We start from the raw sequence: 26,208 nt of genomic DNA on the forward strand, positions 1-26,208 counted from the left end.
CTCGGATGCGAGCACGGCGGGCGGCGGGAACTCAGCGGCAGCCGCAGGCCGCCAACGTGGCGGGGATCCGATCGAGCGCGGGCTGGGCGACCTCGGCAGCGGCGGAGACCCCGTCGGCGAGGGCCGCGAAGGCCAGCAGTCGGCCGTCGGCCGTGGTGACCACACCCGACAGCGCGTTCACGCCGGAGAGCGTCCCGGTCTTGGCGCGTACCACCCCGGCGCCCGGCTCGTTCTGGACCGCCGGGCTGCGGAACCGCTCCTGCAACGTGCCGGACCACGCCGCCACGGGCAACCCGTTGAAGAGCGCGGCGAGCTCGGGGCGCGAACCGTTGGCGGCCAGCGTGAGGACCTGGACCAGGACCGAGGGCGGGATCTTGTTCTTGCGGGAGAGTCCGCTGCCGTCGGCCAGTTCGATCCGGTCCACGGGGAGCCCGAGCTCACCGAGCACCGCCCGGGTCGCGGCCGCGCCGCCGGTGAACGAGGCCGGCTGGTTGCGGGCGAGCGCGACCTGCCGGGCCAGCGCCTCCGCGACGACGTTGTCGCTCTCGTTCAACATGAACTCGACCAGCCGGACCATCGGGGGCGAGAGCACCCGCCCCAGCTCGGTGCCGGGCGTGACAGCCGCGCCGGCGACCGGGGCGGCGGCGCTGCCGCCCGACGTGGGCGCGCCGCTCTGCCCCCCGACTGCGGGCGGCGCGGCGCCCCGGGACACGGCCTTGACCGCGTCCGTCGGCAGGCCGAGCTCCTTGGCGAACGCGCGCCCCGCGGCGATGTCCGGGCTGGTGTAGCGCGGGCTCTTCTCGTCGGCGGGATCGATCCGGGCGCCGTCGGTCATCAACGCCGTGGTCGAGGCCGCGAAGGTGCTGCCCGGAATGTCGGGGTCCCAGCCCGGTTCGTGCACGGGGCCGGAGTAGAGCGACGAGTCCACGGTGACCTTGGTCGGAACCGTTCCGCCGAGCGCGCTCTTCACCTGCTCGGCCAACTGGTCCAGCCGGCCGGCGCCCGCGTAGTAGCCGTTGGCGTCCGCGGCGAGCGTGGGATCACCGCCGCCCACGATCACCACCTCACCCGGCGCCGCCCCGGCCACGACGCGGGTGGGGATCCGGTGGGCGTCGCCCCGGGCGGCCAGCACCGCCGCCGCGGTGAGCAGCTTGGTGGTGGACGCCGGCACGGTCGGGGTCTCGGCCTCGCGCGAGTAGACGGACTGCCCGGTCACGATGTCGACGACCGCGACGCGCGCACCGCTCACCGGCGATCCCGCGATGACCTTGTCGAGCGCGGCCTGGACCCGGGCGGCGGCGGGGGTGGGCGCGTCGACCGCGGCGCCGGCCAACACCGGTCCCGGCGTCGGCTCCGGCGGAACGACGACCGCGGTGCGGCCGGCCGGACGGTCACCGAGCCATCCGGCGACCGGACCGGGCCGGACGATCACCAACCCGGAGATCGCTACCGCGAGCACGAGCACTGTGACCAACGCCATGACCAGGCCGGTACGGGAACGCCGCGCCGACGCGGACGACGGCTCCGCGGACGAGCCGGCCGCGGGCGGGTGGCCCGGCGGGGTCGGCGTCGACGGGGGCGATGTCAGCGGGGGCGATGTCAGCGGGGGCGATGTCGGCGGGGGCGTGTGCGCGCCGGACGCCGGCGTCATCGGTCCCGCCGGCCCGGCCGGCAGCGGCGAAGGCGTCGGCGTCCCGGGCGGCGACAGCGGCGGAGGCGTCGGCGTCCCGGGCGGCGGCACCGCCGGGCGCGACGGCGACGGCCCGGGCCATCCGGAGGGAGGCGCGGCGGGCGGCGGGGGCCACGCCGACGGCGGCGCGGTCGGCGACGGCGCGGCGGACGAAGGCGCTGGCGGCGGCACCGAGGCCCGCCCGCGCGGCCGTTCCGGCGACTGGCCATCCGGCCGGAAGGGCATCCGCTCGGCGGGCGGCTGATCCGCCGCGCCCGGGCCGGAATGTGAATCTTCCCTCCCCATCGGCCCCTCCTCCCATTCAGCAACGCGCCTAGGCGACACTACTTGCGTTCGAACATCCTGGGGCGCCCGGAACGATACGAGTGCGGATCACTCACTCCGGCCCTGCCCCGGGTTCTGGCCAGCCGGTGCGGCAACGAGGGAGCGTGAGATGGATTTCGACGTGACGGTTGAGATCCCTAAGGGTCACCGCAACAAATACGAGGTGGACCACGCGACCGGCCGGATCCGGCTGGATCGCACGCTCTTCACGTCCACCCAGTACCCGGCCGACTACGGCTTCATCGAGGGGACTCTCGGCGAGGACGGCGACCCGCTCGACGCGCTCGTGCTGGTTCCGGAACCCACGTTTCCAGGTTGCCTCATCCGCTGCCGGACGATCGGCATGTTCCGGATGACGGACGAAAAGGGTGGCGACGACAAGGTCCTCTGCGTGCCGTTCGAGGACCCGCGCCAGGAGCACCTGCGCGACATCCACCACCTCGGCGAGTTCGACCGGCTGGAGATCCAGCACTTCTTCGAGGTGTACAAGGACCTCGAGCCGGGGAAGTCCGTCGAGGGCGCGACCTGGGTCGGCCGCATGGAGGCCGAGGCCGAGATCCAGGCGTCGTACCGGCGCCACCAGGAGGCCGAGGCGCGCGGCGACGCCGCCCACTGACCCGGGGTCGCACCGCGGGTTCGTCCATCCGCGCCGCCGGCCCCCACGGCCGTCGGCGCGGATCGGTGTCCGGCGTGCTCAGCCGAGCAGGCCGCGGGCCCGGGCGTACAGCCCGAGCACGGCGCAGGCGACCGGCACCACGGACACCACCATCAGGGTGTCGACCACATCCGCCGCCCGGCCCAGGTACGGCGAGGGCGGGCGCCGCGAATAGGTCGCGCCGGTCGCGACGGTCAGCAGGGCGAGCAGGACGCCGCCCACGGTGAACCCGAGCAGTACCGCGTCGCCGCCCCGGGCGGCCACGGTCACGCCGAGCACCGCCAGGCCGGCCAGACCGGCGGCGACCATCGGCACCCGCTGCCGCAGCGTGACGAAGAGCCGGGAGCGCAGCAGCAGGGCGACCGACGAGACCGCGGCCAGCAGCGGGCCGGCGAGCCCGCCCGCCGTCACGAGCACCAACGCCGCGGCGGTCGCGAGCACGGCGTGCCCGGTCAGCATGCCGGTCAGCAGCTCCTCGGTGCGGGCCACCGCGGCGTACACCCGCCCGCGCTCCGGCCGCTCCCGCGCGCCGTCGGCCGAGCCCGCGTCACCCGCCCCGAATCCCTCGGCCGCGGCCCCGGTGGGGAGCGTGATCGGCGGCATCGGCAGCTTGCCGAGGCGGATCGCCAGCAGCGGCAGCACGCCGATCCCGCAGACCAGCACGGACATCAGCAGCGCGGCGGACCCGGCGGCAGGCAGGCCGAACCCGGCCAGCGCGGCCAGCGCGCCGACCAACCCCGCGGTCACCCCGGCGGCGAAGACCCGCAGCGCCGCGGCCACCCCGACCAGGCCCAGCAGGGCGACGAGGAGCAGCGCCACCGACCCGACCAGCAGCTCGGGCGCGCCCATCCAGGCTAGCGGCCGGATCACCCCGACCGGATCGCCGGAGGCGACCAGCAGCGCCCCGCCGACAAAGGCGTACGGCAGCGCGTAGCCGCCGAGCGCCCCGCCCGCGGTCGCGTCCCCGTACGCCCGCGAGGCGACCACGCCGGCGAGGGCGAGCAGGAGCGCGACGCCGAGCCCGACGGAGGCTCCCAGCCCCCACGACGTTCCGGCGTGCAGCAGCGCGAAGAGCCCCACGGCGAGCAGCACGCCGGCGCCGGCGAGGGTAGCCGCGCGGGTCGCGGCGCCCGACCAGGCGGAGCCGCGCCGCCGCGCGCCGTCGGCGATCGCCTCGACCACGTCGTCGTACTCGAGCTCCGGCCACTGCGCCCGCGCCGGCACGAGGTGCAGCACCTCGCCGTCGCGTACGCCCTGCGGCAGCAGCCCCTGCCCGGTGGCCAACGGGGCACCGTCGGTGCGGCGCAGCAGCCATCCGCCGTGCCGCTCCCCGTCGTCGGCGAGACCCTCGCCGGCGTGCCGCAGCACCTCGGGCAGCAGCTCCGCGAGCGGAACGTGCTCGGGGAGCGCGACGTCGACCCGGCGCTGCGGCGCGTTGATGGTGACCCGGGCGAGCCCGATGCTCATCGAGAGTCCTCCATTGAGGGGGCAGCCATGGCTGCGGGGACGACCGCACTTTACCTACCATGGGCCCGGCTCGGACCACCGAGCGATTGGGGAGGTCACGTGAGCGCGGGCAGCAGCCGCACCACGCTGGGTGACGGGACGGTCGCATGAGCACGGTTGTCATCAAGCGGCCGCCGCGACGTCCGGCGCCGGAGATTCCGACCGGCGAGCTCGGGGTGGAGCCGCCGCCGGAGATTCCACAGGCGACCGGGGCCCGCTGGCAGCAGCTCATGATGATGCTGCCGATGCTGGGCGGCTCCGTCGCGATGGCGATGATGTTCGGGCGTGGTGGCGGCACCTACTCCTACGTCGTCGGCGCCATGTTCGGCATCTCGTCGCTGGCGATGCTGGCGACGTCCTGGGGCAGCGCGTCGGGCTCGCCGAAGAAGGCCGAGATGATGACGGCGCGCCGGGAGTACCTGCGGCATCTCGCCACGCTGCGCCGGCGGGTACGGGAGACGGCGGCCAAGCAGCGCGCCGGCCTCTTCTACCGGCACCCCGACCCCGCGCAGCTCTGGTCCACCGTGGGCAGCCACCGGCTCTGGGAGCGCCGCGGCACGGACCCGGACTTCGGGGTCGTGCGGGTCGCGGTGGGCCCGCAGACGCTCGCCACCCCGCTCGTCCCGCCGGTCACCCGGCCGCTGGAGGACCTGGAGCCGATGACCGCGGGGGCGCTGCGCCGCTTCCTCGACGCGTACTCCGTGGTGCCGGACCTGCCGGTGGCGCTGTCGCTGCGCGGCTTCGCGCGGGTGTTCCTGCGCGACGCGGGCACCCCCGGCGATGCCGCGGTGACGGGCAGCGAGGCGCAGGCGCTCACGCGCGCGATGCTCACCCAGCTCTCGGTCTTCCACGCCCCCGACGACCTGCTGATCGCGGTCTGCGCGGGGCCGGAACGCCGCGCGGCGTGGGAATGGGTGAAGTGGCTACCGCACGCGCAGCACCCGACCCGCACCGACGCGCTCGGGCCGGTGCGGCTGGTGACGAGCGCGGCCGCCGACCTGGAGAAGTTGATCGACGACGTGCTGGGCAACCGGCCGCGGTTCAGCGCGGCGGGCCCGGCGACCGACGGGCCGCACGTCGTGATCGTTCTCGACGGCGGCGACCTGACCGGGGCCACGCACCTGGTCAGCGACAGCGGGATCGACGGCGTGACCGTCTTCGACCTGGACGGCCCGCCGCCCCGGCTGCTGGACCGCTCGATGCTGGCCCTGGAGGTACGGCCCGGCCGGCGGCTGCACACGTACTCGTCGGACGGCGAGGCCGAGGTCGGCACGCCGGACCGGCTGGAGGTCGGCGAGGCGGAGGCGGTGGCCCGTCGGCTCGCCCCGCTGCGACTGGCCGCCGCGTCGAAGGGGTCGGACGCGCCGCTCGCCGCCGAGATGGGGCTCGCCGAGCTGCTCGGCGTCACCGACCCCGACAACTTCAGCGTCGCCCACGGGTGGGCGCCGCGGGCGAATCGCGACCGGCTGCGGGTGCCGATCGGGATCGGCGCCGACGGCGGCGCGATCGAGCTCGACCTGAAGGAGTCGGCGCAGGACGGGATGGGGCCGCACGGGCTGCTCATCGGCGCCACCGGCTCCGGCAAGTCCGAGCTGCTGCGCACCCTGGTGTTGGCGCTGGCGGCGACGCACTCCTCCGAATCGCTCAACTTCGTGCTCGTCGACTTCAAGGGCGGCGCGACGTTCGCCTCGCTCGACCGGCTGCCGCACACCGCCGCCGTGATCACCAACCTCGCCGACGAGCTGCCGCTCGTCGACCGCATGGTGGACGCCATCAACGGCGAGCTGATCCGCCGACAGGAGCTGCTGCGCCGGACCGGAAACTTCGCCAGCCTGCGCGACTACGAGAAGGCGCGGGCCGGTGGCGCGGCGCTCGCCCCACTCCCCTCGCTGCTGATCGTCTGCGACGAGTTCTCCGAGCTGCTCTCGGCCAAGCCCGACTTCATCGACCTGTTCGTCCAGATCGGACGAGTGGGTCGGTCGCTCGGCGTGCACCTGCTGCTCGCGTCGCAGCGTCTCGAGGAGGGCCGGCTGCGCGGCCTGGACACCCACCTGTCGTACCGGATCGGCCTGCGGACCTTCTCGGCGCTGGAGTCCCGGGCCGTGCTCGGCGTTCCCGACGCGTACGAGCTGCCGCGCTCGCCCGGTCACGGCTACCTGAAGTTCGGCACCGAGCCGCTGGTGCGGTTCAAGGCCGCCTACGTCTCCGGCGCGTTCCGCAAGCCGGGCGGGGGCGCGGGGACGGACGGGCGCCCGGGAACGGCCCGGGTGCTCAACTACAGCACGCACTACGTGCCCGCGCTGGAGCCCGCGCAGCGGCCGCCGCAGCCCACTGCGGACGAGGCGGCCGGCGGGCAGAGCCTCCTCGACCTCATGGTCTCCCGAATGGTGGGGCAGGGCCCGCCGGCGCACCAGGTGTGGCTGCCGCCGCTGTCGCAGGCGCCCGCCCTCGACGAGCTGCTCGGCCCGGTCTCCACGGACCCGGTGCGCGGCCTGACCTTCGCCAATCCCGAGCTGCACGGGGCGCTGCAGGTGCCGGTGGCGCTGGTGGACAAGCCGTTCGAGCAGCGTCGCGACGTGCTGTGGCTGTCACTGGAGGGCTCGGCGGGACACGTGGCCGTCGTCGGCGCACCGCAGAGCGGGAAGTCGACCGCGCTGCGCACGCTGATCTGCGGCCTGGCGCTGACGCACACCCCGGCGGAGGTGCAGGTCTACTGCCTGGACTTCGGCGGCGGGTCGCTGGCGGCGCTGCGCGAACTGCCGCACGTCGGCGGCGTCGCGGGCCGGCTGGACACGGCCGCGGTGCGGCGTACGGTCGGCGAGGTCGCGACGCTGCTGGCCGACCGGGAGCGCCGCTTCGCGGAGCTGGGGATCGACTCGATGGCCACCTACCGCAAGCGGCGGGCCGGTGCCGCGCGGACCGGCCACGATCCGGGCGACCCGTTCGGCGACGTGTTCCTGGTGGTCGACGGCTGGACGACGCTCCGCGGCGAGTACGACGACCTGGAGCCGCTGGTCACCGACATCGCGACCCGCGGCCTGTCCTACGGCATCCACGTGGTGGCATCCGCTCCACGGTGGATGGACTTCCGGCCGGCCGTCCGCGACCTGTTCGGGTCGCGGCTGGAGCTGCGGCTCGGCGACCCGAGCGACTCGATGGTCTCCCGCCGCTCGGCGGCGAACGTGCCGGACAAGGCGGCCGGGCGCGGCATCACGGCGGACAGTCTGCACTTCCTGACCGTGCTCCCCGAGCTCGCCAGCCTCGGCGGCGAGACCGCCGCGCTGGTCAAGACGGTGGCCGCGTCGTGGGCCGGCGCGCCGGCGCCGCGGGTCCGGCTGCTGCCGCCGGTGCTGCCGTACTCCGATGTGGACCTGTCTCGCACGTCCGGGCTGCGGCTGCCGATCGGCATCGCCGAGGCGGACCTGCAGCCGGTCTCGGTCGACTTCGCGACCGAGCCGCATTTCCTGCTCTTCGGCGACGCCGAGTGCGGCAAGTCGTCGTTCCTGCGGGCGCTGGCCACCTCGATCACGGCTCGGTTCACGCCGGAGCAGGCCCGCGTGATCCTGGTGGACTATCGGCGCAGCCTGCTCGGAGTGATCCAGTCCGAACATCTCATCGGGTACGGCACCGCGGCGACCGGCACGGCGGAGCTGATCGAATCGGTGGCCGGTTACATGCAGCGGCGGCTGCCGGGGCCGGACGTCACGCCGCAGCAACTGCGCGACCGGTCATGGTGGACGGGGCCGGAGCTGTTCGTGCTGGTCGACGACTACGACCTGGTGGCCACGGGGCCGGCGAACCCGTTGCGGGCGCTGGAGGACTACCTACCGCAGGCCCGCGACATCGGGCTGCACCTGGTGTTGACGCGTCGCTCCGGCGGCGCCTCACGGTCGATGTACGACCCGATCATCCAGAAGCTCCGGGAACTCTCCTCGCCGGGCCTGGTGATGGCCGGGGACTCCGATGAGGGGCCGTTGATCGGGAACCTGCGACCGGCGCCGATGCCGCCGGGACGCGGCCGGTTGGTCACCCGGAAGGAAGGCGTACGGCTGGTCCAGTTGGCGTACCTGCCCGCGACGTGACACGGCGTCGGACCCCTTGTGCGGCACCGGAATACGGCGAATCACGGTAACCTCCGTGCATCGAGTGTCTGCCGGGGTGAAAAGGCCATAGTGTGACCAGGCTGCCGCACCGTGACCGGAGCGCCGTCGCGAGGATCGTGGGCACGGCGCTGCTCAGCGTGGCCGGGATCGCCGCCACGCTGGTTCCGGCGGTCCCCGCGACCGCGACGCCGCCGCCCGACGTCACCGTCCCGCTGCGGGCCGACCCGGTCCGCGATGATCAGTGGCAGCTGCGGGAGCTGCACGCGACCGCGGCGTGGCGGCACGCCAAGGGCGACGGGGTCACGGTCGCGGTGCTCGACTCCGGGGTCGATGCGACGCATGCCGACCTGGTCGGCCAGGTGCTGCCGGGGATGGATTTCGTGAAGCCCGGCAACGGCCAGTTCGATCCGGTGGGGCACGGCACGACGGTGGCCGGGCTGATCGCCGGGCGCGACGACGACGACCGGGGCGCGGTCGGGCTCGCGCCGCACGCGAAGATCCTGCCGGTGCGGGTGCTCGACGAGGAGAACCGGTACGACGACTCGCTGGTCATCGCCAAGGCGGTGCGCTGGGCCGTCGACAACGGCGCGCGAGTGATCAACATGTCGCTTGGTGGCCACGGGCGCAGCCCCGCGCTGGCCGCGGCGCTCGACTACGCGTTCGCCCGCGACGTCGTCGTGATCGCCTGCACCGGCAACGTCACGCCGTCGGCGCCGACGGACGTCTGGTACCCGGCACGCGAGCCCGGGGTCGTCGCGGTCGCCGGGATGGAGAAGGAGGCGCCCGAGCTGTGGTCGGGCTCGATCACGGGCCGGGAGACCGTGATCACGGCGCCGGGGAACGGACTGGTCGGCGCCCGTCCGGGCGGCCACTGGCGGGTGCAGGGCACGAGCTTCGCGGCACCCCTGGTCGCCGCCACGGCGGCGCTGATCCGCTCCCGCTGGCCGGAGATGTCCGCGGCCGACGTGGTCAACCGGCTGATCAGGACCGCGAGCGACGTCGGACCGCCGGGCCGCGACGACCGGTTCGGCTTCGGCGTGGTCGACCCCGTCGCCGCGCTCACCCGCCCGGTGCCGACGGTCGAGCACAACCCGCTCGACGACCAGACCTCGCCCGGCGTCGTCGGGTTCGGCCGGGCTCCCGGGCTGGAGCAGCCGGGTACGACAACCGCCCCGCTCGGCCAGCTCGGCAACCGCGCGACCGGGGAGCACGCGAGTTGGGTGGCGCGGGCTGCCGGCTCCGGGGATATCCCCCGGCCGCCGGGGCTGCTCGTCGCCGCCGTCTTCGTCGCCATGCTGGTCACCGGCACGCTCTTCACCCGGCACCGCCTGCTCAGGCGGGAGCAGCTGGCGGACCGGCGCCGGGAGCTCACGCTGCAACGGGTGCTGAGCCGGCGGCAGGAGACGGTACGCCGGCGCGAGTTGACGTTGCGCCGGGTGATGCGGCGGCAGCAGCCGGACACGACCCGTCGGTGGCGCCGCCTCCGCTAGGCGTCCGGAAGGCGCCGGAGCGCTACGCGCACTCGCCGGTGCCGGTGCCCCTGGTCCGCTCCGCCCCGGCGCTCGCGACCGGTGCGGCCTCGTCCGCCGTGACCGCGAAGCCCGTGTTGCGGTCGTCGGCCGCGGCGGCGAAGATCACGCCGAGCACCTGCCCGTTGGGGGCGATCAGCGGACCGCCCGAGTTACCGCTCTGCACGAGGGCGCGGATCGTGTAGACCTCGCGGGTCACGTCGCCGGAGCGGTAGATGTCAGGCCCGGTGATCGGGCCGACGTCGCGGACCCGCGCGGACTGGGCGTTGTAGGGGCCGTCGAGCGGGAAGCCGAGCACGATCGCGTCCGAGCCGGTCGGCGCCGGACGCGACACGAACGGCATCACCGGCGCGTCGAGCCCGGGCACGTAGACGACGGCGAGATCGCGCGCCGGGTCGTAGATGACCACCCGACCTTCATGCCGGTCGCCCCGCACCTCCACGACGACGCTCCGGGTGCCGGCCACGACGTGCGCGTTGGTCATCACCCGGTCCTTGGCGTAGACGAAGCCCGAGCCCTCGATTCGGCGGGAGCAGCTCGGGGCGGATCCGAGCACCTTGACCACGGAACGCTCGGCGTTGACGACCACCTGCGAACCGGCCAGCGCCGGGTCCGGCGGCGCCACCTGACGGGCCCGGGTCGGCGCCAGGTCGCCGAAGACGTCCGGGAACCCGTTGGTGTCCACGGTGTCCCGCAGCGCCTGCGACAGCGCCTTCGCCTGCGACGGCAGCACCCCGTCGACGGTGTTCAGCAGCGCGCTGTTGCGGACGGCGCCGGCGAGCCAGGGCAGCGACGAGGAGCCGAGCGGGACGGCCACGAGCCAGGCGACCAGCAGGACGGCGAGCAGCGAGACGACGGCGCCGCCGGCGTCGTCGATCCGGCGTCCGGCCCGGCTCGTGATCGCGTGGCGCACATGTGAGCCGGCCCAGCCCGCGAGGGCCTGACCGAGCACCGCGACCCCGAAGATGGTCACGAGCGAGACGACCACCCGGACCGCGCCGTCGGCGAACCGTTGCGCGAGTAGCGGGCCGAGCTGCAGCCCGATCAGCGCCCCACCGAAGAACCCGGCGAACGACAGCACCCCGATGACGAAGCCCTGGCGGTAACCACTGAACGCGAACACCAACATGAGCAGAATCAGGACGGCATCGACGGCGGACACGCGACAAGCCTACGGGTGCTCCCGCAGCGCGCGTCCCGGCACGCGGACGACCGGGGGGCGGTTCACCCGTGCCGGTCGGTCGCCGACGCCGGCCGGCTCAGCTCGTCGGCCTCGTCGGTGCCGGCGCTCGGCGCCGGATCGGCGGCCCGGGTGGGCGGCAGCTCGGTGACCCGGTCCCGCGGCCAGGGCCGCGCCCAGCCTGCCATCTCGAGCAGCGCCGACAGCACGCCCGCGGTGAACCCCCAGACCAGCATGCCGCGGACCTGGAAGGCCGGGCCGACCCATCCGCTCGGGTGACGCACCTGCAGCCGGTTGGCCGGATCGACCAGCTCGTGCACGGGGAGTCGGGCCACGTGCGCCACCTCGGCGGGCTCCCGCGGGTGGACCGGATGCGGGCGGTGCCACCAGCCGAGCACCGGCGTGACCACGAAGTCGCTGACCGGGATCCACAGCAGGGGCAGTTGGGCGAGCACGGTGACGGTGCTCGGGTCGAGACCGACCTCCTCCTCTGCCTCGCGCAGCGCGGTGCCGGCCGCGTCGACGTCGCCGGGGTCGGCCGCGCCGCCGGGGAACGCCGGCTGGCCGGCGTGGTTGCGCAGCGTGGCCGCGCGCTGCAGCATCAGCACGTCCGGGCTGCCCGGCCGCTCCTCGCCGAGGAGCACGAGAACGGCGCTCGGCCGCCCACCGCGGGCGGGGGTGCGCAGCCGGGTGAAGTCCTCGGTGCGCGCCGCCCGGACCCGGCCGAGCAACGGCTCCCACCAGTCGGGCAGCGGCGACGTCACGCCGGCACCGCCACGCCGAGGTGCCGCTGGACCAGCGCGGCGAGTTCCGCGTCGTCGAGCGCCCCGGACGCGTCGACGTGGCGGATCCGCCCCTGGTCGTCGACGAAGAGGGTGAGCGGGAGCCAGGCCAGTCCCAGCTCGGTCCGCAGCCTCTCGTCGGGGTCGAACAGATTCGGGAACGTCACGTCACCGATCGACTGCGCGGCCTCGCGGCTGTCCCGGTTGTTCACCCCGATGACGTGCAGCGTCTCCGGCGCCCGCCGGGCGAGACGCTGGAAGGCGGGGAGCTCCTTGCGGCACGGCCCGCACCAGGACGCCCAGACGTTGATCACGGCGGGACCGCGGATCGCCCCGATCCGCACCGGTTGGCCGCCGGTGAAGCAGGGCAGCTCGATCCGGGGCAGCGTCTCGCCCGCGCCGCCGGTGGCCGACGACGCGGCGTTGGTCGGGCCCGGCGATGCGGCAACGCCCGGGTCGGTCGACGCGGCGCTTGAGCCGGGGGACCGCGACGGGGGCGCGGCGCTCGGGCCACCGGATCCCGGGGGCGTGGATCCCGGGGGCGTAAATCCCGGGGGCGTGGATCCCGGGGGTGTCGTCAGCGCGGCGCAGTCGGCGAACGGCGAGGGGGCGCGGCTCGCGCCCGCCGCGTCGCCGCCGTCGGACGGCGTGCAGGCGGCGAGCAGCAGCAGGGGCGCCAGCAGCCAGGCAACGCGTCGGGTCACGGCACCTCCGCGACGACGGCCTGCGCCGGCACGAGCTCGGGATCCACCCCGGCCTGCACCGCCAGCTCCCGGGCGCGCGGTCCCTTGAGCAGCTTCGCGGCGGCCGCCGCCTCGGTCGGGCCCGTGCCGTACGACGGGCAGAGCGGCGCGAGCGTGCACGCGCCGCAGGCGGGCTTGCGGGCGTGGCAGACGCGGCGGCCGTGGAAGATCACGCGGTGCGAGAGCATCGTCCAGTCCCGCCGCTCGATCAGCGCGCCGATCGCATGTTCGATCTTGACCGGGTCGCTCTCGTCCGTCCACGCCCAGCGCCGGACGAGCCGCTGGAAGTGGGTGTCGACGGTGATGCCGGGGACGTCGAAGGCGTTGCCGAGGATGACGTTCGCGGTCTTGCGACCGATGCCGGGCAGCTTCACCAGCTCGACGAGACGCCCGGGCACCTCCCCGTCGTGCCGCTCGACGAGCCCCTGACCGAGCCGGATCAGCGAGTCGGCCTTGTTCCGGAAGAACCCGGTGGGGCGGATCAGCTCCTCCAGCTCGCCCCGGTCGGCGCCGGCGTAGTCGGCCGCGGTGGGGTAGCGCGCGAACAGTTTGGGCGTGACCTCGTTGACCCGCTTGTCGGTGCACTGCGCGGAGAGGATCGTGGCGACGGCGAGCTGCAGCGGGGTGTCGTGGTCCAGCTCACAGTGGGCGTCGGGGTGGGTCTCGGCGAGCAGCCGGGCCATCCGCCGGGCCCGACGCTTACGGCCGAGGTCGGTCTCGGTGCGGACAGGGGAAGGGGTCACATCCGCCAGCCTACTTCCGGGGCCGACAGCCGGCCGCGAACGCTCACGCGGCCGGCGGTGAGATCTTGCCGTCGTCGCGGAAGCGCGGGCCCGTGTTCGGGAAGTCCGAGCGGGTCACGGTGCGGATGAGGTCGAGTCCGCGCGCGTCGGCGTCCAGGGTGGGCTTCCCGGCGCCGTTCATGTACGTCGAGACGAACTCGCCGCCGGCCCACTCCCCGTCCGGGGTGAGCGACACCTTCAGCACCCCGCCGAGGCCGAGCGCCGCCCGGTTGCTGAGCGTCCCGCCACCCCCGGCGAAGTTGCCGAGGCTGTACGCGATCAGCCGCCCCTGGTAGAACTCCATCCCGCGCAGCACGTGCGGCCCGTGCCCGATCACCACGTCGGCGCCCGCGTCGATCACCGCGCGCGAGAACGTGATCGGGTCACCGCGGTTCTCGCCGAGGAACATCTCGGTGCCCGGCTTCACGCGCGTCTTTTCGGATCCCTCGGCACCCATGTGCACCTGCACGACGACCAGGTCGGCGTCGGCGGCGGCCCGCTCGACGATGGCCTGGGCCGCGTCGATGTCGGTCACGCTGTTGTTCCACGAGTACGGGGAGAAGCCGACGACCGCGACCGTCACGCCCTCGACGGTCACCACCGTGATCTGATCGACCGCCCCGGTGTGCTGCAGGCCGTGCTTCTCCAGCGCCTTCTGGGTGTTGCGGTAGCCGGCGGCGCCGAAGTCGTACCCGTGGTTGTTGGCCTGGTTGAGCAGCATGAAGCCGGCGTCGCGCAGGTGCGCCGCGTAGCCGGGCGGGGCGCGGAACTGGTGGCAGTCGTCGGCGTTCTTACCGCACTTGGAGGTGCCGGTGTCGTCGGTCAGCGGCTCCTCGAGGTTGCCCATGACCAGGTCCGCGGCGAGCGCGTCGGTGACCGAGTCGAAGAAGCCCCGGCCGTCGTCGGCGGGGAGCCGGCCGGGCACGTTGCCCATCACGATGTCGCCGGTCGCCGACAGCGTGATCACCTTGGCGTCACCCGGCGTGCTGGTGGGCGCGGCGGGCGTGGCGGGCGCGGGTGACGCGGGGGCCGCGTCGGCCGCGGCGTCCTGCCACAGCGGCACCCCGCCGGTCCGGGCGCACGCGGTCGTGCCGGCGAGCACGGCAAGCATGATCATCAGGAACGTGCCCAGCGCACGGACCGGTCGTCGGTCGGCGCGGACGGCGCGGGATCGCCCGGGGCGCGGCGGGTGCGGGGTGGCGGACATCGACGGGAACATACCGGCCACCCGGCACGGCGGACCACGGCCATCCGGCCGGTTCGGGTCAGCGATCGTGCCGTACCGACCACGGCATGTCGGGCTGTCGCTCGGCCGCGCCGCCGGTGAGCACGGCCCGGTGGGTGGCGCGGGCGATCCGCGCGCCCCACGCCGACCGGGGTCCCCCGTACGCGGCGGACGGCCCGTCGACGGGGCAGAGGATCGTGACGGCGTCTGTGGCGGTCCCGGTCGCCGGCAGGCCCAGCTCCCAGAGCGCCTGCGCCTTCGCCTCCGTGGCGGTGGCGACCGCGTTGACCAGGGCGGCGTCGCTCAGCCGCACGGGCGTGCTGACCACGATGTTGACGGTCCCGACCGGCACGGCGGGGTCGTCGACATCGTGGTCGCGCGGTTCGGGCGCCGCGGCCCAGATCGGCGCGCCGAGCCCGACCGTCGCCCAGACGCGCACGCCGGCGTCGGCCGCGCTCTCCACCCGCGCCACGTCGACCCCGGTGAGCAGCCCGACGCCGGGCCCGGCGAGGCCGAGCCGGGCGGCCACCTCGGCGAGGTGTGCGTCCGGGTCGTCGCGCCGGTACGACATCGGCACGGTCGCGTTGATCACCCAGTGTCGCGGTCCGATCCCGCCGCCGAGCGGTCCGGAGCTCACCGCCAGCATCGGTTCGGCGGTACGCCACAGCAGCAGCGGGATCTCGCGTCCGTCCTCGTGGCGGGCGGTGAGCAGCGGGTCGGTGAGCACGCGCCGACCCTACGGCCCGGCGCCCCGCGACGAGGCGTCGGCGCCGACCGCGCGGCGCGGCGCGCCGGCGGTTGCCGCGCACGTCAACAGCCATTCGGCCGTTGATGAGCTACGCTACTGGATCAACATTCCAGGGGTGCACGTCCGTTTCCGGCCGACGTGCACCTAGACTGACTGCGCGCAACAGGGTGCCGGCTGGAGAGCCGGCCGGAAGCGGCGCGCGCGGCGGAGGTGCGCGATGGACGAGGTACTTGCTCGCAGCGGGATCTTCCAGGGCGTCGACCCGGAGGCGGCCGATGCGCTCGCCAAGGAGATGGAGACGATCGAGGCCCGCAAGGGCGAGATCGTTTTCAACGAGGGCGAGCCCGGCGACAGCCTGTATATCGTGCTCTCAGGCAAGATCAAGGTGGGTCGCCGCGCCGCGGACGGGCGGCAGAACCTGATTGCGGTGATGGGCCCCTCCGACATGGTCGGCGAGCTGTCGCTCTTCGACCCCGGCCCGCGCACCGCGACCGCCACGGCGGTCACCGACACCCGGCTGGCCCGGCTGCGCAAGCAGGCGCTGCGTCCCTGGCTCAACAACCGGCCGGAGATCGCCGAGCAGCTGCTCCGCGTGCTGGCCCGGAGGCTGCGCCGGACCAACGACGCGCTCGCGGACCTGATCTTCACCGACGTGCCCGGCCGGGTCGCGAAGAACCTGCTGCAGATGGCGGGCCGGTTCGGCACCCGCGACGGCGGCGTGCTGCGCGTGACGCACGACCTCACCCAGGAGGAGATCGCGCAGCTGGTCGGCGCCTCCCGGGAGACCGTCAACAAGGCGCTCGCCGACTTCGCCTCCCGCGGCTGGCTCCGGCTCGACGGCAAGAGCATCATCATCCTGGACCCGGAGCGCCTGGCCCGCCGCGCCCGCGTCTGACCCGTCGTCGCCATCAGCCCGTCCCGCCGCGCGGGGCGGGCTGATGCCTTTCCGCCGTCCTTGACGGTTCCTTGCCCGCCGGGTCAGGCCGGGCACGTCTGCACCGCCGGCGACCGCACCGTCCCATCTCACTGATATGTCCGTTACGACGTATCCGTGACGATTGCCCCGATCCATTCGTTTACGGAGGAACGGGATCGGCGCGAAGGGCATGGGGATGTGACGTGACGGTGCTATCCACGGCCATCGACCCGCGCGACCAGGCGTACCTGGAGAACCGGGGCGCGATGCTCGCGCGGCTCGCCGAACTGGACGCGGCGCTGCGCGGCGCGCGCGAGGGCGGCGGCGAGAAGCACGTGACCCGGCACCACGCACGCGGCAAGCTGCTCCCCCGGGAGCGGATCGACCTCCTGGTCGACCGGGACTCCCCGTTCCTGGAGCTGTCGCCGGTGGCCGGCTGGAGCACGGAGTTCCCGGTCGGCGCGGGCGTCGTGACCGGAATCGGCGTGATCGAGGGCGTGGAGTGCGTGATCATCGCCAACGATCCGACCGTACGCGGTGGCGCGGTCAACCCGTACTCCCTGAAGAAGACCCGGCGGGCCGGCGAGATCGCGTTGGCCAACCGGCTGCCGCTGGTGAACCTCGTCGAATCCGGCGGCGCCGACCTGCCCAGCCCGGCCGAGATCTTCATCCCCGGCGGCGCGGTGTTCCGGGACCTGACCCGGCTCTCGGCGGCGCGCATCCCGACCATCTCGGTGGTCTTCGGCAACGCCACCGCCGCCGGCGCCTACGTGCCCGGCATGTCGGACTACACGATCATGGTCCGCAACCAGGCCAAGGTCTTCCTCGCCGGGCCGCCGCTGGTCCGGATGGCGACCGGTGAGATCACCGACGACGAGTCGCTCGGCGGCGCCGCGATGCACGCGGCCACCTCGGGCCTCGCCGACTTCCTCGCCGAGGACGAACGGGACGGCCTGCGGCTGGCCCGGCGCTGCGTCCGCCGGCTCAACTGGCGCAAACAGGGACCGCCGCCGCGCACCACGCTGCCGGCCCCGCCGAAGTACGACCCGGAGGAGCTGCTCGCCGTCGCCAGCGCCGACCTGCGGGTGCCGTTCGATCCGCGCGAGGTCCTCGCCCGGATCCTCGACGGCAGCGAGTTCGACGAGTTCAAGCCCGCCTACGGGCCTGCCCTGGTGACCGGCTGGGGTGAGCTGCACGGCTACCCGGTCGGCGTGCTGGCCAACGCCCGCGGGGTGCTGTTCTCCGAGGAGGCGCAGAAGGCCGCCCAGTTCATCCAGCTCGCCAACACCGCGGACACCCCGCTGCTGTTCCTGCAGAACACCACGGGATACATGGTCGGCGCGGAGTACGAGCAGCGCGGGATCATCAAACACGGCGCCCTGATGATCAACGCGGTGTCGAACTCGACGGTGCCGCACCTGACGGTGAACCTCGGGGCGTCCTACGGGGCCGGAAACTACGGCATGTGCGGGCGGGCGTACGGGCCGCGTTTCCTGTTCACCTGGCCGAACGCGAAGTCCGCGGTGATGGGGCCGGCGCAGCTCGCGGGGGTGCTGTCGCTCGTGGCGCGGCAGGCGGCGGAGGCGAAGGGCCAGCCGTACGACGCCGATGCCGACCGGGCCATGCGGCAGACGGTGGAGCAGCAGATCGAGTCGGAGTCCGCGGCGCTCTTCCTCTCCGGCCGGCTCTACGACGACGGCGTGATCGATCCCCGGGACACCCGCACCGTGCTGGGGATCGGCCTCTCGGCGGTGCACAGCGGACCGGTCCGGGGCGCCGACGGCTTCGGCGTCTTCCGGATGTGAGGTGACAGATGATTCGCAGGCTCCTCGTCGCGGACCGGGGCGAGATCGCCCGTCGGGTCTTCGCCACCTGCAGGCTGATCGGCATCGAGACCGTCGCGGTCTACTCCGACGCCGACGTCGACGCCCCGCACGTCGCCGAGGCCGACTACGCCGTACGCCTGCCCGGCGAGACCGCCGCGGAGACGTACCTGCGGGGTGATCTGATCGTCGCCGCCGCCCGGCGCACCGCGGCCGACGCGATCCACCCGGGCTACGGCTTCCTGGCCGAGAACGCCGAGTTCGCCGCCGCCGTCGTCGACGCCGGGCTGACCTGGGTCGGTCCGCCACCGGAGGTGGTCGCGGCGATGGGCTCGAAAATCGGGGCGAAGGCCCGGCTCGCCGAGGCGGGCGTGCCGATGCTGCCGACCTGGACCGACGCGACCGAGGTCGCCGAGTTTCCGGTGCTGGTGAAGGCGTCGGCCGGCGGCGGCGGCCGCGGGTTGCGCATCGTGCACGACCCGGAGACGCTGCCCGGCGCGATCGCGTCGGCGCGCCGCGAGGCGGCCGCGGCGTTCGGGGACGGCACGGTCTTTCTGGAGCGGTACGTCGAGCGGGCCCGGCACGTCGAGGTGCAGATCGTCGCCGACGCTCGGGGGACGGTGGTGCCGTTCGGCGAGCGCGAGTGCTCGATCCAGCGGCGGCACCAGAAGATCGTGGAGGAGACGCCGTCCGCGGCCGTGACACCGGAGCTGCGCGAGCGGCTCTGCGCCGCGGCGGTCGCCGCGAGTCGCGCCGTCGGGTACGTCGGCGCCGGCACCGTGGAGTTCCTGCTCGCGCCGGACGGCGAGTTCTACTTCCTGGAGATGAACACCCGGCTGCAGGTCGAGCACGCGGTCACCGAGTGCGTCACCGGCTTCGACCTGGTCCGGCTGCAACTGCTGGTCGCCGAGGGCAACCCGCTGCCGATCACCACGCCGCCGCCGATGCGCGGCCACGCGATCGAGGCGCGGCTCTGCGCGGAGGACCCCGCGTACGCCTGGCTGCCCTCGACCGGCACGCTGCACCGCTTCGACGTGCCCGACGTGGCGGGACGGTTCCGCCCGCTCACCCGGCCGGGGCTGCGACTCGACGCCGGGGTACGGGACGGCGCGGTGGTCGGCGTCCATTACGACTCGATGTTCGCCAAGCTGGTCGCGTGGGCGCCGACCCGCTACGAGGCGGCCCGGCTGCTCGCCGCCGCGCTGACCCGCGCCCGGATCCACGGCGTGGTCACCAACCGCGATCTGCTCGTCCGGATCCTGCGTCACCCGTCGTTCCGGTCCGGCGCGATCGACACCGCGTTCCTGGACGACCATCCCGAGGTCTTCGCCCCGCTGCTGTCGTCGATCGACGCCGTGCGGGTCTCCTGTCTGGCGGCGGCGCTCGCCGGCGCCGCGGCCCGCCGGGCGGCCGCGCCGGTGCTCGCCGGAATCCCGTCCGGTTGGCGCAACGTCCCCGCCACTCCACAGATCTCGCTGTACGACGGACCGTCCGGCCCGGTGGAGGTCGGCTACCGGCTGGACCGGGCCGGGGAGCTGGCGCGCTGGTGGGTCCGGTCGATCGACCCCGACGAGCTGGACATCGCGGGGCTGGGCCAACCGACCGTGACCGACGACCACCCGCCGGTCACTGTCGTCTCCGCGACCGGCGAGCGGGTCGTGCTCAACGTGGACGGCACCCGGCTCGACTTCGACGTGCACCGGGTCGAGGAGACCTCCTACGTGGACAGCCCGGAGGGCTCGGTCCGGCTGACCGAGCTGCCGCGCTTCCCCGAGCCGGCGACCGAGGTTGCCGAGGGGTCCCTGGTCGCCCCGCTGCCGGGCGCGGTGGGTCGGGTCCTGGTCGTGCCCGGCCAGCGCGTCAACGCCGGCGAGCTGCTCATGACCCTGGAGGCCATGAAGCTGGAACATCCCGTCCACGCGCCGTCCTCGGGCGTGGTCTCGGCGCTGCCGGTCAGTGCCGGCGCCCAGGTCGACACCGGCGCGGTGCTGGCGGTGCTCACCCCCGAGTAGTCCCCGGGCCAGGCGAGCACACCACCGAGCTGTGGGCCGAGGCGGACAGGCCCCGGTCCTACCGGCCGGGGCGGTCGCGGTTCAGTCCGGACGGCCGAAGAACCAGGGCAGCCGACGGCGGCGGCGCACGGCGACCCGCTCGGTCGGCGTCTCGTCGCCGAGCGGCACGACGGCGGGGACCCGGGTCGGCGAGGTGCCGTAGCCGCCGGAACCGGAGAACGCCGCTCCGGAGACCGGAGCGTTCGGGATCGGCGCCGTGCTCGACGTGGTCGTGCGGGGCGGTGGCGCCAGCGGGATCGCGGCCAGCACGTCCCGCAGCTGCTCGGCGGAGGGACGGGCGGCGGGGCTGTTGTCCATGCCCCAGCGCAGCACCTCGGTCAGCTCGGGCGGGATGCCGGGCAGGTCCGGGACCGGCTCGTCGAACAACTCCAGCAGCATGACCAGGCTGGGGTTGCCGTCCCGCCAGCGTGGCGGCCGGCCGCACATGACGGCGTAGAGGCTCGCGCAGAGCGCGTACACGTCGACCGCCGGTGCGGGCTCACAGTGCCGGAACACCTCCGGCGCGGCGTAGGCGGGGGTGAGCGCGTCCATGGTGACGGACGGGTCCCGGAACTCGGCCAGGACCGCCAGGCCGAAGTCCGCCAGCGACGCCCGGTTGAGGCCGGAGTAGAGGATGTTGGCGGGCTTCACGTCGCGGTGCAGGATGCCGAGGCGGTGCGCGTCGGCGAGCGCATCCGCGATCTTCACGCCGACGTCGCGCGCCTCGTACGCCCCGAGCGGGGAGGTGCGCATCCGGTCGGCGTAGGAGCCGTCGCAGAGCTCCATGATCAGGTATGGGTGGCGGTCGGCGGTGACGCCCGCGTCGAAGAGGTCGACGACGTGCGGGTGCGAGGAGAGCTTCCCGGCCGCGCGCGCCTCACGCAGGAAGCGCTGCTGGTCCCGCGCGCTGTCGAGCGTACGATTTTCGATCTTCACGGCGACCTCGCGCCCCACCGATCCCTGCGTGGCGCGGTACACGGTGGCGTAGCCGCCGCGGGCAAAGACCGATAAATCCGACAGACCGGGCACTACCGGCGCGGGCAGCGCGGCGGGCGGCGTCTCGGTCACGGCTTAAACGGTACCGAAGCCGGTGGGCACGTCACCGCACCCCGTCCGTGACCGCGCCCGCGGGCCGTCTCCGGTCCCACCAGATCGCCGCCCCGGTGACCAGCCCGCCGAGCCCTTCCCAGAACGCCACCCCCAGGAACCGGAGCGGCGCGACGTCGAAGACCACCAGCAGGGTGAAGACCGTGAAGGTCAGCAGCCGGAACACCGCGCTGAACGAGAAGAACGGCTGCCAGTCCGTCGCGGCGGCGAGCAGGTAGTAGACGCCCATGTTCAGGGACGCCATCGAGGACGCCGCCATGAACGTACGGGTGTGGTCGCCGGGAGCGCGTTCGGCCGGGGAGAGCTGCTCGAAACCGAGCAGGCCAAGCAGCACGTCGGGAGCGACCAGCCCGACGGCCCCGAGCAGCAGCGCCATCGCGCCGAAGACGGCGACCGTCCATCCTGGAGCAGAGCGGGGCAGCTTCACGCGCGGTCCTTCCGGCGACGGGGTGTCCGCAGTGGACCCGACGGCGGCCTAGGCTACCCGTCCGGAAGCCGTCAGATCATCGCCAGGTTGGCCAGGGCCACCCCGTCCCGACGGCTCGTTCCCGACGATCCGCGCCCACACCGCGTCGGCCGCGGCCCGCTCGCTGGCCTGCTCGGTGGCGTACGCCAGCCGCACCGCCTCATCGGCGGCCGCCCGCGCCGCCTCGGCCTGCCCGGCCGCGGCCAGCGCCTCGGCGAGCACGGCGGACGCGACCACCCCGCTGCGGACGTCCTCGGCGGGCATCGCCACCGCCCGCTGCGCCCAGTCCAGCGCCTGGACCTGCTGGCCCTCGGCGAGCAGCGCCGACGCGTACCGGGCCAGCGCCAGCCGGCGCGGGAACAACAGCGACGGCACGTTGGCGTTGGCGGCGATCGGCGCGAGCAGCCCGATCGCCATGGGCGGATCCCCGGCGGCCAACCGCGCCGCGGCGAGCAGCACCCGCGGCGCGACCTGGGCGGCCGCCAGCGGATTGTGCGGCTCGACCGAGGTGAGCACCCGACGCGCGTCACGTTCGGCCGACTCGACGTCGCCGCGGTCCAGCGAGACGAACCCACGCAGCGTCCCCGCCATCCCGGTCAACAGCGGGTGGCCGATCCGCTCCCCGTGACTCAGCGCGTCGCTGAACAGGTCGATGGCGTGGTCGGCCTGGCCGAGCCCGCGCGCCACCGCGCCACGGACCACGAGCGCGAAGCCACGCCCCCAGTCGTCGGAGGCCGCGTCGAAATCGCGGTACGCGCGACGCGCCTCGCGATCGGCCTCGGCCAACTCGCCCAGCTCGGCGGCGGCGAACGCCTCGGTCGCCTGCAGCGTGCCGACCGCCCACGCCTCACCGACCCGCTCCCCGAAGGGCAGGAAGATCCGGGCCAGCCGGCGGGCCTCGGCGAGACGCCCGGCGAGCAGCCGGGCGAAGGCGGTCGTGCCGCGCAGCCAGGCGCGCCCGACCGGGTCGCCGAGCTCGGCGAAGAGCCGGGCGGCCCGCCCGAGCACGGCGTCCGTGCCGGCGAAGTCGCCCCGGGTGGTGGTCACCCACGCGAGGTTCTGCAGCGACCACGCCTGGCCGCGCCGGTCCCCCGCCGCGACGTTGACCTGGTACGCGGCCGCGAACCGGCTGCTCGCCTGCGCGAGCCGGCCGGTGAGGAAGTCCGCCATCCCGAGCCGGCGCATCGACTCCGCCCGCTCGGCCGGCAACCCGGCGTCGGTCGCGACCTGCAGCGCCTCCCGCCACGCGGTGGAGGCGCGCTCCAGGTCGCCGAGGGCCCGGTGCGCCCGGCCGCTGACCAGCAGCGCCCCGGCGCGCGCGCCGGTGTCGTCCCCGGCGTTCGCGAGGATCTTCTCGGCGTCGGCGAGCGCGTCCGCGGGGCGGCCGCTCTGCAGCAGCGCCCGGGTGTGCACGAGCCGGTCCCCGCTCGGCACCGCCTCCCCGCCGAGCGCGACCGCGCGTTCCGCGTACTCGACGGCGAGCGCCGGCTCCCCGGCCGCCACCGCCCGTCGCGCCGCCCGCCCGAGCGCCGTGACGCCGAGCGGCATGACCGTGCGCGCCGTGGCGTCCGAGCGCAGCCCGACGGCGTCGGCGAGCGCGACGGCCCGCTCGACGTGGTCGGCGATGAAGTCGTCCCGCGCCGCGGCGGTCATCCCGGACGGCGCCGCGATGACCCCGTCCCCGGGCCGGATCACCGGGTTGATCTCATCGGGGGTGGGCGGCGCGGCCCAGCGCGCGAGATAGGCGTGCCGCTCGGCGAGGTCGGCCTTGCCGATCCCCGCGTACGCGGCCTCCCGCATCAAGGGGGTGGCGAAGGTGAAGCCACCGCGCGTGCGGTGCAGCATGCGGCGTTGCAGCAGCTCGTCGATCGCGCGCTCCAGCTCCACGGCGGCCACCGCGGCCGGACGGCCGTCCCGGCCACCCCGGCGTTCCCGCAGCGCCTGCAGCGTGCCGGCCGGGACCGTGTCGCCGATGACGGCGGCGTCGCGGAGCACCGAGCGGGCGTCGGGGGGCAGCGCGTCGATACGGGCGGCGAGCACCGCCGCCAGGTCGCGGGAGAGCAGCCGGCTGCCCAGCGAACCCGGCGCGAGCCGCCACAACCCGGCGCCCTGGCCGGGGGCCTCGCGTCCCACCGTGGCGCGCTCGGTCGTCTCGGTCAGCGCGCCCCGCTTCATCAGCAGGGTGACGAGCTCGGCGAGGTAGAACGGGTTGCCCTGGGCGGTGGCGAGCAGCCGGTCGGCGTCCGACTGCGGCAGCCGCCCGCCATTGAGGTACGAGGTGAGCAGCCGGCCGGCGTCGGCGCCGCGCAACGGCGGCAACGGGTAGACCTCGGCGTCGGCGACCCGGGTCAACGTCCCGGCGGTGCGGACCAGCTCGGGACGGCCGAGCAGCAGGACGAGCACCGGACCGGTCAGCCGGGACAGCATCGCGCCGAGCGCGTCCACGGTGTCGGGGGTGGCGTCGTGCAGGTCGTCGACCACGAGCAGCAGCGGCGTCTGCAGGGCGAGCCCGCTCAGCAGCTCCGCCACGGCGATCGGAACGGCCTCGCCGTCCACGGCCGGACCCTCGGCGTCCCAGTCCGCGCTCGCCGGCACGCCGGTGGGCGCGCCGAGGTCGCCGTACCCGAGCAGGGCCAGCAACAGATCGGTGGCGATCGGCGGCGCGTCGGAACGCAGCCGGGACAGGCGCTGTCCGAGTCGCCGCAGCCGCTCCTCGACGACCGCCCGCGTGACGGCGGTGGCGGCGTCGGTCGGCAGACCGACGGCGATCCGGACCAGGTCGGCGAGCGGCCCGAGCCGGCGACGCTCACCGAACGCGGCGCAGCGTACGGAGAGCACGCGCGCTCCGGTGTGGGTGGCGCGGCGGCCCGCGCCGACGTCGTGGCCGGCGGCGAAGCGCTCGGCCTCGGCCGCGAACCGCGACTTGCCGATCCCCGCCTCCGCGGTCACGACCAGCACCCGCGGCTCGCCCCGGTCGACGACCTCGGCGAGCCGGCCGGCGACCCGGCCGATCTCGGCCTCTCGGCCGACGAACGGCGCCTCGTCACCGAGCCCGGAGCGGGTGCCCGGCGCGTCGTGCAGACCGAGCAGCTCGTACGCCTCGACCGGCTCCCGCTTGCCCTTGAGTCGCAGCGGCCGCAGGTGTCGCCAGGAGGCCACGTGCCGGGTCGCGGCGGCGGTGGTGGCGCCGGCGTAGACCGCGCCGATCGCCGCCGCGTCGGCGAGCCGCGCGGCGGTGTTGACGGTGTCGCCGATGACGGTGTACTCGATCGCGGCCTGGATGCCGGCCACGACCTGACCGGTGTTGAGCCCGACCCGCAGCCCGAGCGGCGCGCCCCCGCCCCGCTCGTCGTCGAGCACCCGCCGGACGGCGCGCTGCATCGAGAGCGCGGCCCGGACGGCCCGCTCCGCGTCGTCCTCGTGCGCCACCGGGGCGCCGAAGACGGCCATGATCCCGTCACCGGTCAGCTTGTCGACGTGGCCGCCGAAAGTCTTGACGGCGCCGGCGAGGGCGGCGAGGACACGGTCGGTCACCGCGCCGACGCGCTCGGGGTCGAGATCCTCGGACCACGAGGTGAAGTCCGACAAATCGCCGAAAAGCACGGTAACGACGCGGCGTTCGGCCGCCGGAAGGGACGCCGCAGCGGGCAGCGCGGCGCCACAGTTGTGGCAGAACCGCCCGCCCGGCACGGCTACGGTTCCGCACACTGCGCAGGTCACGGTGTGTCCAACCCCACGACCCCGGGGTCGGATTCCCGGGTTTCCCGGTCGAGGTGGGCCAGCTGCGCCCGGACCGACCACTCGGCCGCCGGCCACAGCGACCGGTCCACGTCCGCGTAGACAGCGGCGACAACCTCCGACGGCGTCCGGGCGCCCTGCGCGACGGCCTGCCGCACCTGATCGAGGCGGGCCCGGCGGTGCGCCAGATAGAACCGGGCCGCGGCGGCGCAGTCGGCCAGCGCCGGGCCGTGACCGGGCAGCGCCGGCAGGTCCTCGTACGCCGCGAGCGTCTCCAGGCTGGCCAGATAGTCCCCGAGGTCGCCGTCCGGGTGCGCGACCACGGTCGTGCCCCGACCGAGAATGGTGTCGCCGGTGAACACCGCCCGGTCGCTGCCGCCCTCCACCAGGAAGCAGACGGAGTCGGCGGTGTGGCCCGGCGTGGGCACGGCGGTGATCGTCAGGCCGGCCGCCCGGAACAACGCACCGTCCGTCAGCGGGTCGTCGGGGCGCTGGTAGCCATCGGCCAGCCCCCACACGGGCGCCCCGGCGCGCCGCGCGAGCTCGTCGACCGCTTCGACGTGATCGGGGTGCCCGTGGGTGAGCAGGATCAGCGAGATCGGCGCATGGGCCATGATCGCGTCAAGGTGACCCTCGTCCAGCGGGCCGGGGTCGACGACCACGGCCTCGGCGGCACGCGGCGCGCGCAGCACCCAGGTGTTGGTGCCGTCGAGCGTCATCGGCCCCGGGTTGGGCGCGCGCAACAGCGTCACCCAACCCGGCAGCTGATCCGCCAGCGCCGCGGCCGGCGCGGTCACGTGCCCCGTCATGGCTGCGATGGTACGGCGCGGACCTGACGGG

Annotated in this window: 18 protein-coding genes and 1 pseudogene; 7 read left to right on the forward strand and 12 right to left on the reverse strand. The window is 74.6% G+C overall.

The annotated features are described in order from the left end of the window. Positions 1-31: 31 nt before the first annotated feature. The gene (gene dacB, locus BLW47_RS03740) at positions 32-1,480 is read right to left on the reverse strand and encodes a D-alanyl-D-alanine carboxypeptidase/D-alanyl-D-alanine endopeptidase (RefSeq protein WP_245736427.1); all 1,449 of its coding nucleotides are present in this window, start codon (positions 1,478-1,480) and stop codon (positions 32-34) included. Between dacB and BLW47_RS25755 the strand changes: the two genes are divergently transcribed. Then, on the forward strand, positions 1,479-1,934 hold the full coding sequence (locus BLW47_RS25755) for a hypothetical protein (protein WP_281247225.1): 456 nt from the start codon (positions 1,479-1,481) through the stop codon (positions 1,932-1,934). The genes dacB and BLW47_RS25755 overlap by 2 nt on opposite strands. A gap of 189 nt (positions 1,935-2,123) precedes the next feature. Further along, positions 2,124-2,630: an inorganic diphosphatase gene (locus BLW47_RS03750; protein ID WP_091551354.1), complete on the forward strand. Its 507-nt coding sequence runs from the start codon at positions 2,124-2,126 to the stop codon at positions 2,628-2,630. Positions 2,631-2,708: 78 nt separating this feature from the next. On the opposite strand, the gene eccD is transcribed toward BLW47_RS03750, so the two are convergent. Next, on the reverse strand, positions 2,709-4,136 hold the full coding sequence (eccD, locus tag BLW47_RS03755; protein WP_091551357.1) for a type VII secretion integral membrane protein EccD: 1,428 nt from the start codon (positions 4,134-4,136) through the stop codon (positions 2,709-2,711). Positions 4,137-4,282: 146 nt separating this feature from the next. Here eccD and eccCa point away from each other — a divergent pair, with 146 nt between their 5' ends. Both eccCa and mycP read left to right on the forward strand, forming a co-directional pair. After that, a complete protein-coding gene (gene eccCa / locus BLW47_RS03760; RefSeq protein ID WP_091551360.1) occupies positions 4,283-8,257 on the forward strand; it encodes a type VII secretion protein EccCa in 3,975 nt (1,324 codons plus the stop codon). A gap of 92 nt (positions 8,258-8,349) precedes the next feature. Then, a complete protein-coding gene (mycP, locus tag BLW47_RS03765; RefSeq protein WP_175543482.1) occupies positions 8,350-9,768 on the forward strand; it encodes a type VII secretion-associated serine protease mycosin in 1,419 nt (472 codons plus the stop codon). A gap of 22 nt (positions 9,769-9,790) precedes the next feature. On the opposite strand, the gene BLW47_RS03770 is transcribed toward mycP, so the two are convergent. From BLW47_RS03770 to BLW47_RS03795, 6 genes are all read right to left on the reverse strand, one after another. After that, complete coding sequence (locus BLW47_RS03770) at positions 9,791-10,969, reverse strand: MarP family serine protease (protein WP_091551363.1); 1,179 nt, start codon at positions 10,967-10,969, stop codon at positions 9,791-9,793. Between the two features lie 62 nt (positions 10,970-11,031). Further along, entirely contained in the window at positions 11,032-11,751 is a 720-nt protein-coding gene (locus BLW47_RS03775; protein WP_091551366.1) for an NUDIX hydrolase, read from the reverse strand. Next, positions 11,748-12,473 carry a TlpA family protein disulfide reductase gene (locus BLW47_RS03780; RefSeq protein ID WP_091551369.1) on the reverse strand — a complete coding sequence of 242 codons (726 nt, stop codon included), beginning with the start codon at positions 12,471-12,473 and terminating at the stop codon, positions 11,748-11,750. The genes BLW47_RS03775 and BLW47_RS03780 overlap by 4 nt, the downstream gene beginning before the upstream one ends. Continuing rightward, complete coding sequence (gene nth, locus BLW47_RS03785) at positions 12,470-13,255, reverse strand: endonuclease III (protein WP_281247226.1); 786 nt, start codon at positions 13,253-13,255, stop codon at positions 12,470-12,472. The genes BLW47_RS03780 and nth overlap by 4 nt, the downstream gene beginning before the upstream one ends. Before the next feature lie 43 nt (positions 13,256-13,298). Then, complete coding sequence (locus BLW47_RS03790) at positions 13,299-14,501, reverse strand: CapA family protein (protein ID WP_091552511.1); 1,203 nt, start codon at positions 14,499-14,501, stop codon at positions 13,299-13,301. A 58-nt stretch (positions 14,502-14,559) separates the two neighbouring features. Beyond that, complete coding sequence (locus BLW47_RS03795; RefSeq protein ID WP_091551374.1) at positions 14,560-15,246, reverse strand: adenosylcobinamide amidohydrolase; 687 nt, start codon at positions 15,244-15,246, stop codon at positions 14,560-14,562. Positions 15,247-15,484: 238 nt separating this feature from the next. On the opposite strand from BLW47_RS03795, the gene BLW47_RS03800 reads away from it, so the two are divergent. The 3 genes from BLW47_RS03800 to BLW47_RS03810 all read left to right on the forward strand — a co-directional run bounded on the left by BLW47_RS03800 (position 15,485) and on the right by BLW47_RS03810 (position 20,018). After that, the gene (locus BLW47_RS03800; RefSeq protein WP_091551377.1) at positions 15,485-16,162 is read left to right on the forward strand and encodes a Crp/Fnr family transcriptional regulator; all 678 of its coding nucleotides are present in this window, start codon (positions 15,485-15,487) and stop codon (positions 16,160-16,162) included. Positions 16,163-16,449: 287 nt separating this feature from the next. Beyond that, positions 16,450-17,988, forward strand: a complete 1,539-nt coding sequence (locus BLW47_RS03805) for an acyl-CoA carboxylase subunit beta (RefSeq protein ID WP_425435341.1) — start codon at positions 16,450-16,452, stop codon at positions 17,986-17,988. Between the two features lie 8 nt (positions 17,989-17,996). After that, the gene (locus BLW47_RS03810) at positions 17,997-20,018 is read left to right on the forward strand and encodes an ATP-binding protein (RefSeq protein ID WP_091551383.1); all 2,022 of its coding nucleotides are present in this window, start codon (positions 17,997-17,999) and stop codon (positions 20,016-20,018) included. Positions 20,019-20,099: 81 nt separating this feature from the next. Here BLW47_RS03810 and BLW47_RS03815 read toward each other — a convergent pair whose 3' ends face one another. The 4 genes and pseudogenes from BLW47_RS03815 to BLW47_RS03830 all read right to left on the reverse strand — a co-directional run bounded on the left by BLW47_RS03815 (position 20,100) and on the right by BLW47_RS03830 (position 26,177). Further along, the gene (locus BLW47_RS03815) at positions 20,100-21,125 is read right to left on the reverse strand and encodes a serine/threonine-protein kinase (protein WP_091551386.1); all 1,026 of its coding nucleotides are present in this window, start codon (positions 21,123-21,125) and stop codon (positions 20,100-20,102) included. A gap of 31 nt (positions 21,126-21,156) precedes the next feature. Beyond that, complete coding sequence (locus BLW47_RS03820) at positions 21,157-21,591, reverse strand: hypothetical protein (protein WP_091551389.1); 435 nt, start codon at positions 21,589-21,591, stop codon at positions 21,157-21,159. A gap of 126 nt (positions 21,592-21,717) precedes the next feature. Further along, positions 21,718-25,350: pseudogene (locus BLW47_RS03825) on the reverse strand (adenylate/guanylate cyclase domain-containing protein); the annotation flags it as partial. Beyond that, positions 25,347-26,177, reverse strand: coding sequence for an MBL fold metallo-hydrolase (locus BLW47_RS03830; RefSeq protein ID WP_091551394.1), 831 nt, complete (start codon positions 26,175-26,177; stop codon positions 25,347-25,349). The gene BLW47_RS03830 and the pseudogene BLW47_RS03825, both read right to left, overlap by 4 nt. Positions 26,178-26,208: the final 31 nt, after the last annotated feature.

The organism is Micromonospora pattaloongensis, from assembly GCF_900107255.1.
Lineage (GTDB): Bacteria > Actinomycetota > Actinomycetes > Mycobacteriales > Micromonosporaceae > Micromonospora_I > Micromonospora_I pattaloongensis.

Bases quoted from the DNA above. Each gene is read 5' to 3' on its own strand.
- BLW47_RS03800 (WP_091551377.1), top strand. From the start codon at position 15,485: ATGGACGAGGTACTTGCTCGCAGCGGGATCTTCCAGGGCGTCGACCCG.
- BLW47_RS25755 (WP_281247225.1), top strand. From the start codon at position 1,479: ATGACCAGGCCGGTACGGGAACGCCGCGCCGACGCGGACGACGGCTCC.
- eccCa (WP_091551360.1), top strand. From the start codon at position 4,283: ATGAGCACGGTTGTCATCAAGCGGCCGCCGCGACGTCCGGCGCCGGAG.
- BLW47_RS03830 (WP_091551394.1), bottom strand. From the start codon at position 26,177: ATGACGGGGCACGTGACCGCGCCGGCCGCGGCGCTGGCGGATCAGCTG.
- dacB (WP_245736427.1), bottom strand. From the start codon at position 1,480: ATGGCGTTGGTCACAGTGCTCGTGCTCGCGGTAGCGATCTCCGGGTTG.
- BLW47_RS03750 (WP_091551354.1), top strand. From the start codon at position 2,124: ATGGATTTCGACGTGACGGTTGAGATCCCTAAGGGTCACCGCAACAAA.
- BLW47_RS03810 (WP_091551383.1), top strand. From the start codon at position 17,997: ATGATTCGCAGGCTCCTCGTCGCGGACCGGGGCGAGATCGCCCGTCGG.
- eccD (WP_091551357.1), bottom strand. From the start codon at position 4,136: ATGAGCATCGGGCTCGCCCGGGTCACCATCAACGCGCCGCAGCGCCGG.
- BLW47_RS03790 (WP_091552511.1), bottom strand. From the start codon at position 14,501: ATGTCCGCCACCCCGCACCCGCCGCGCCCCGGGCGATCCCGCGCCGTC.
- BLW47_RS03805 (WP_425435341.1), top strand. From the start codon at position 16,450: ATGCTCGCGCGGCTCGCCGAACTGGACGCGGCGCTGCGCGGCGCGCGC.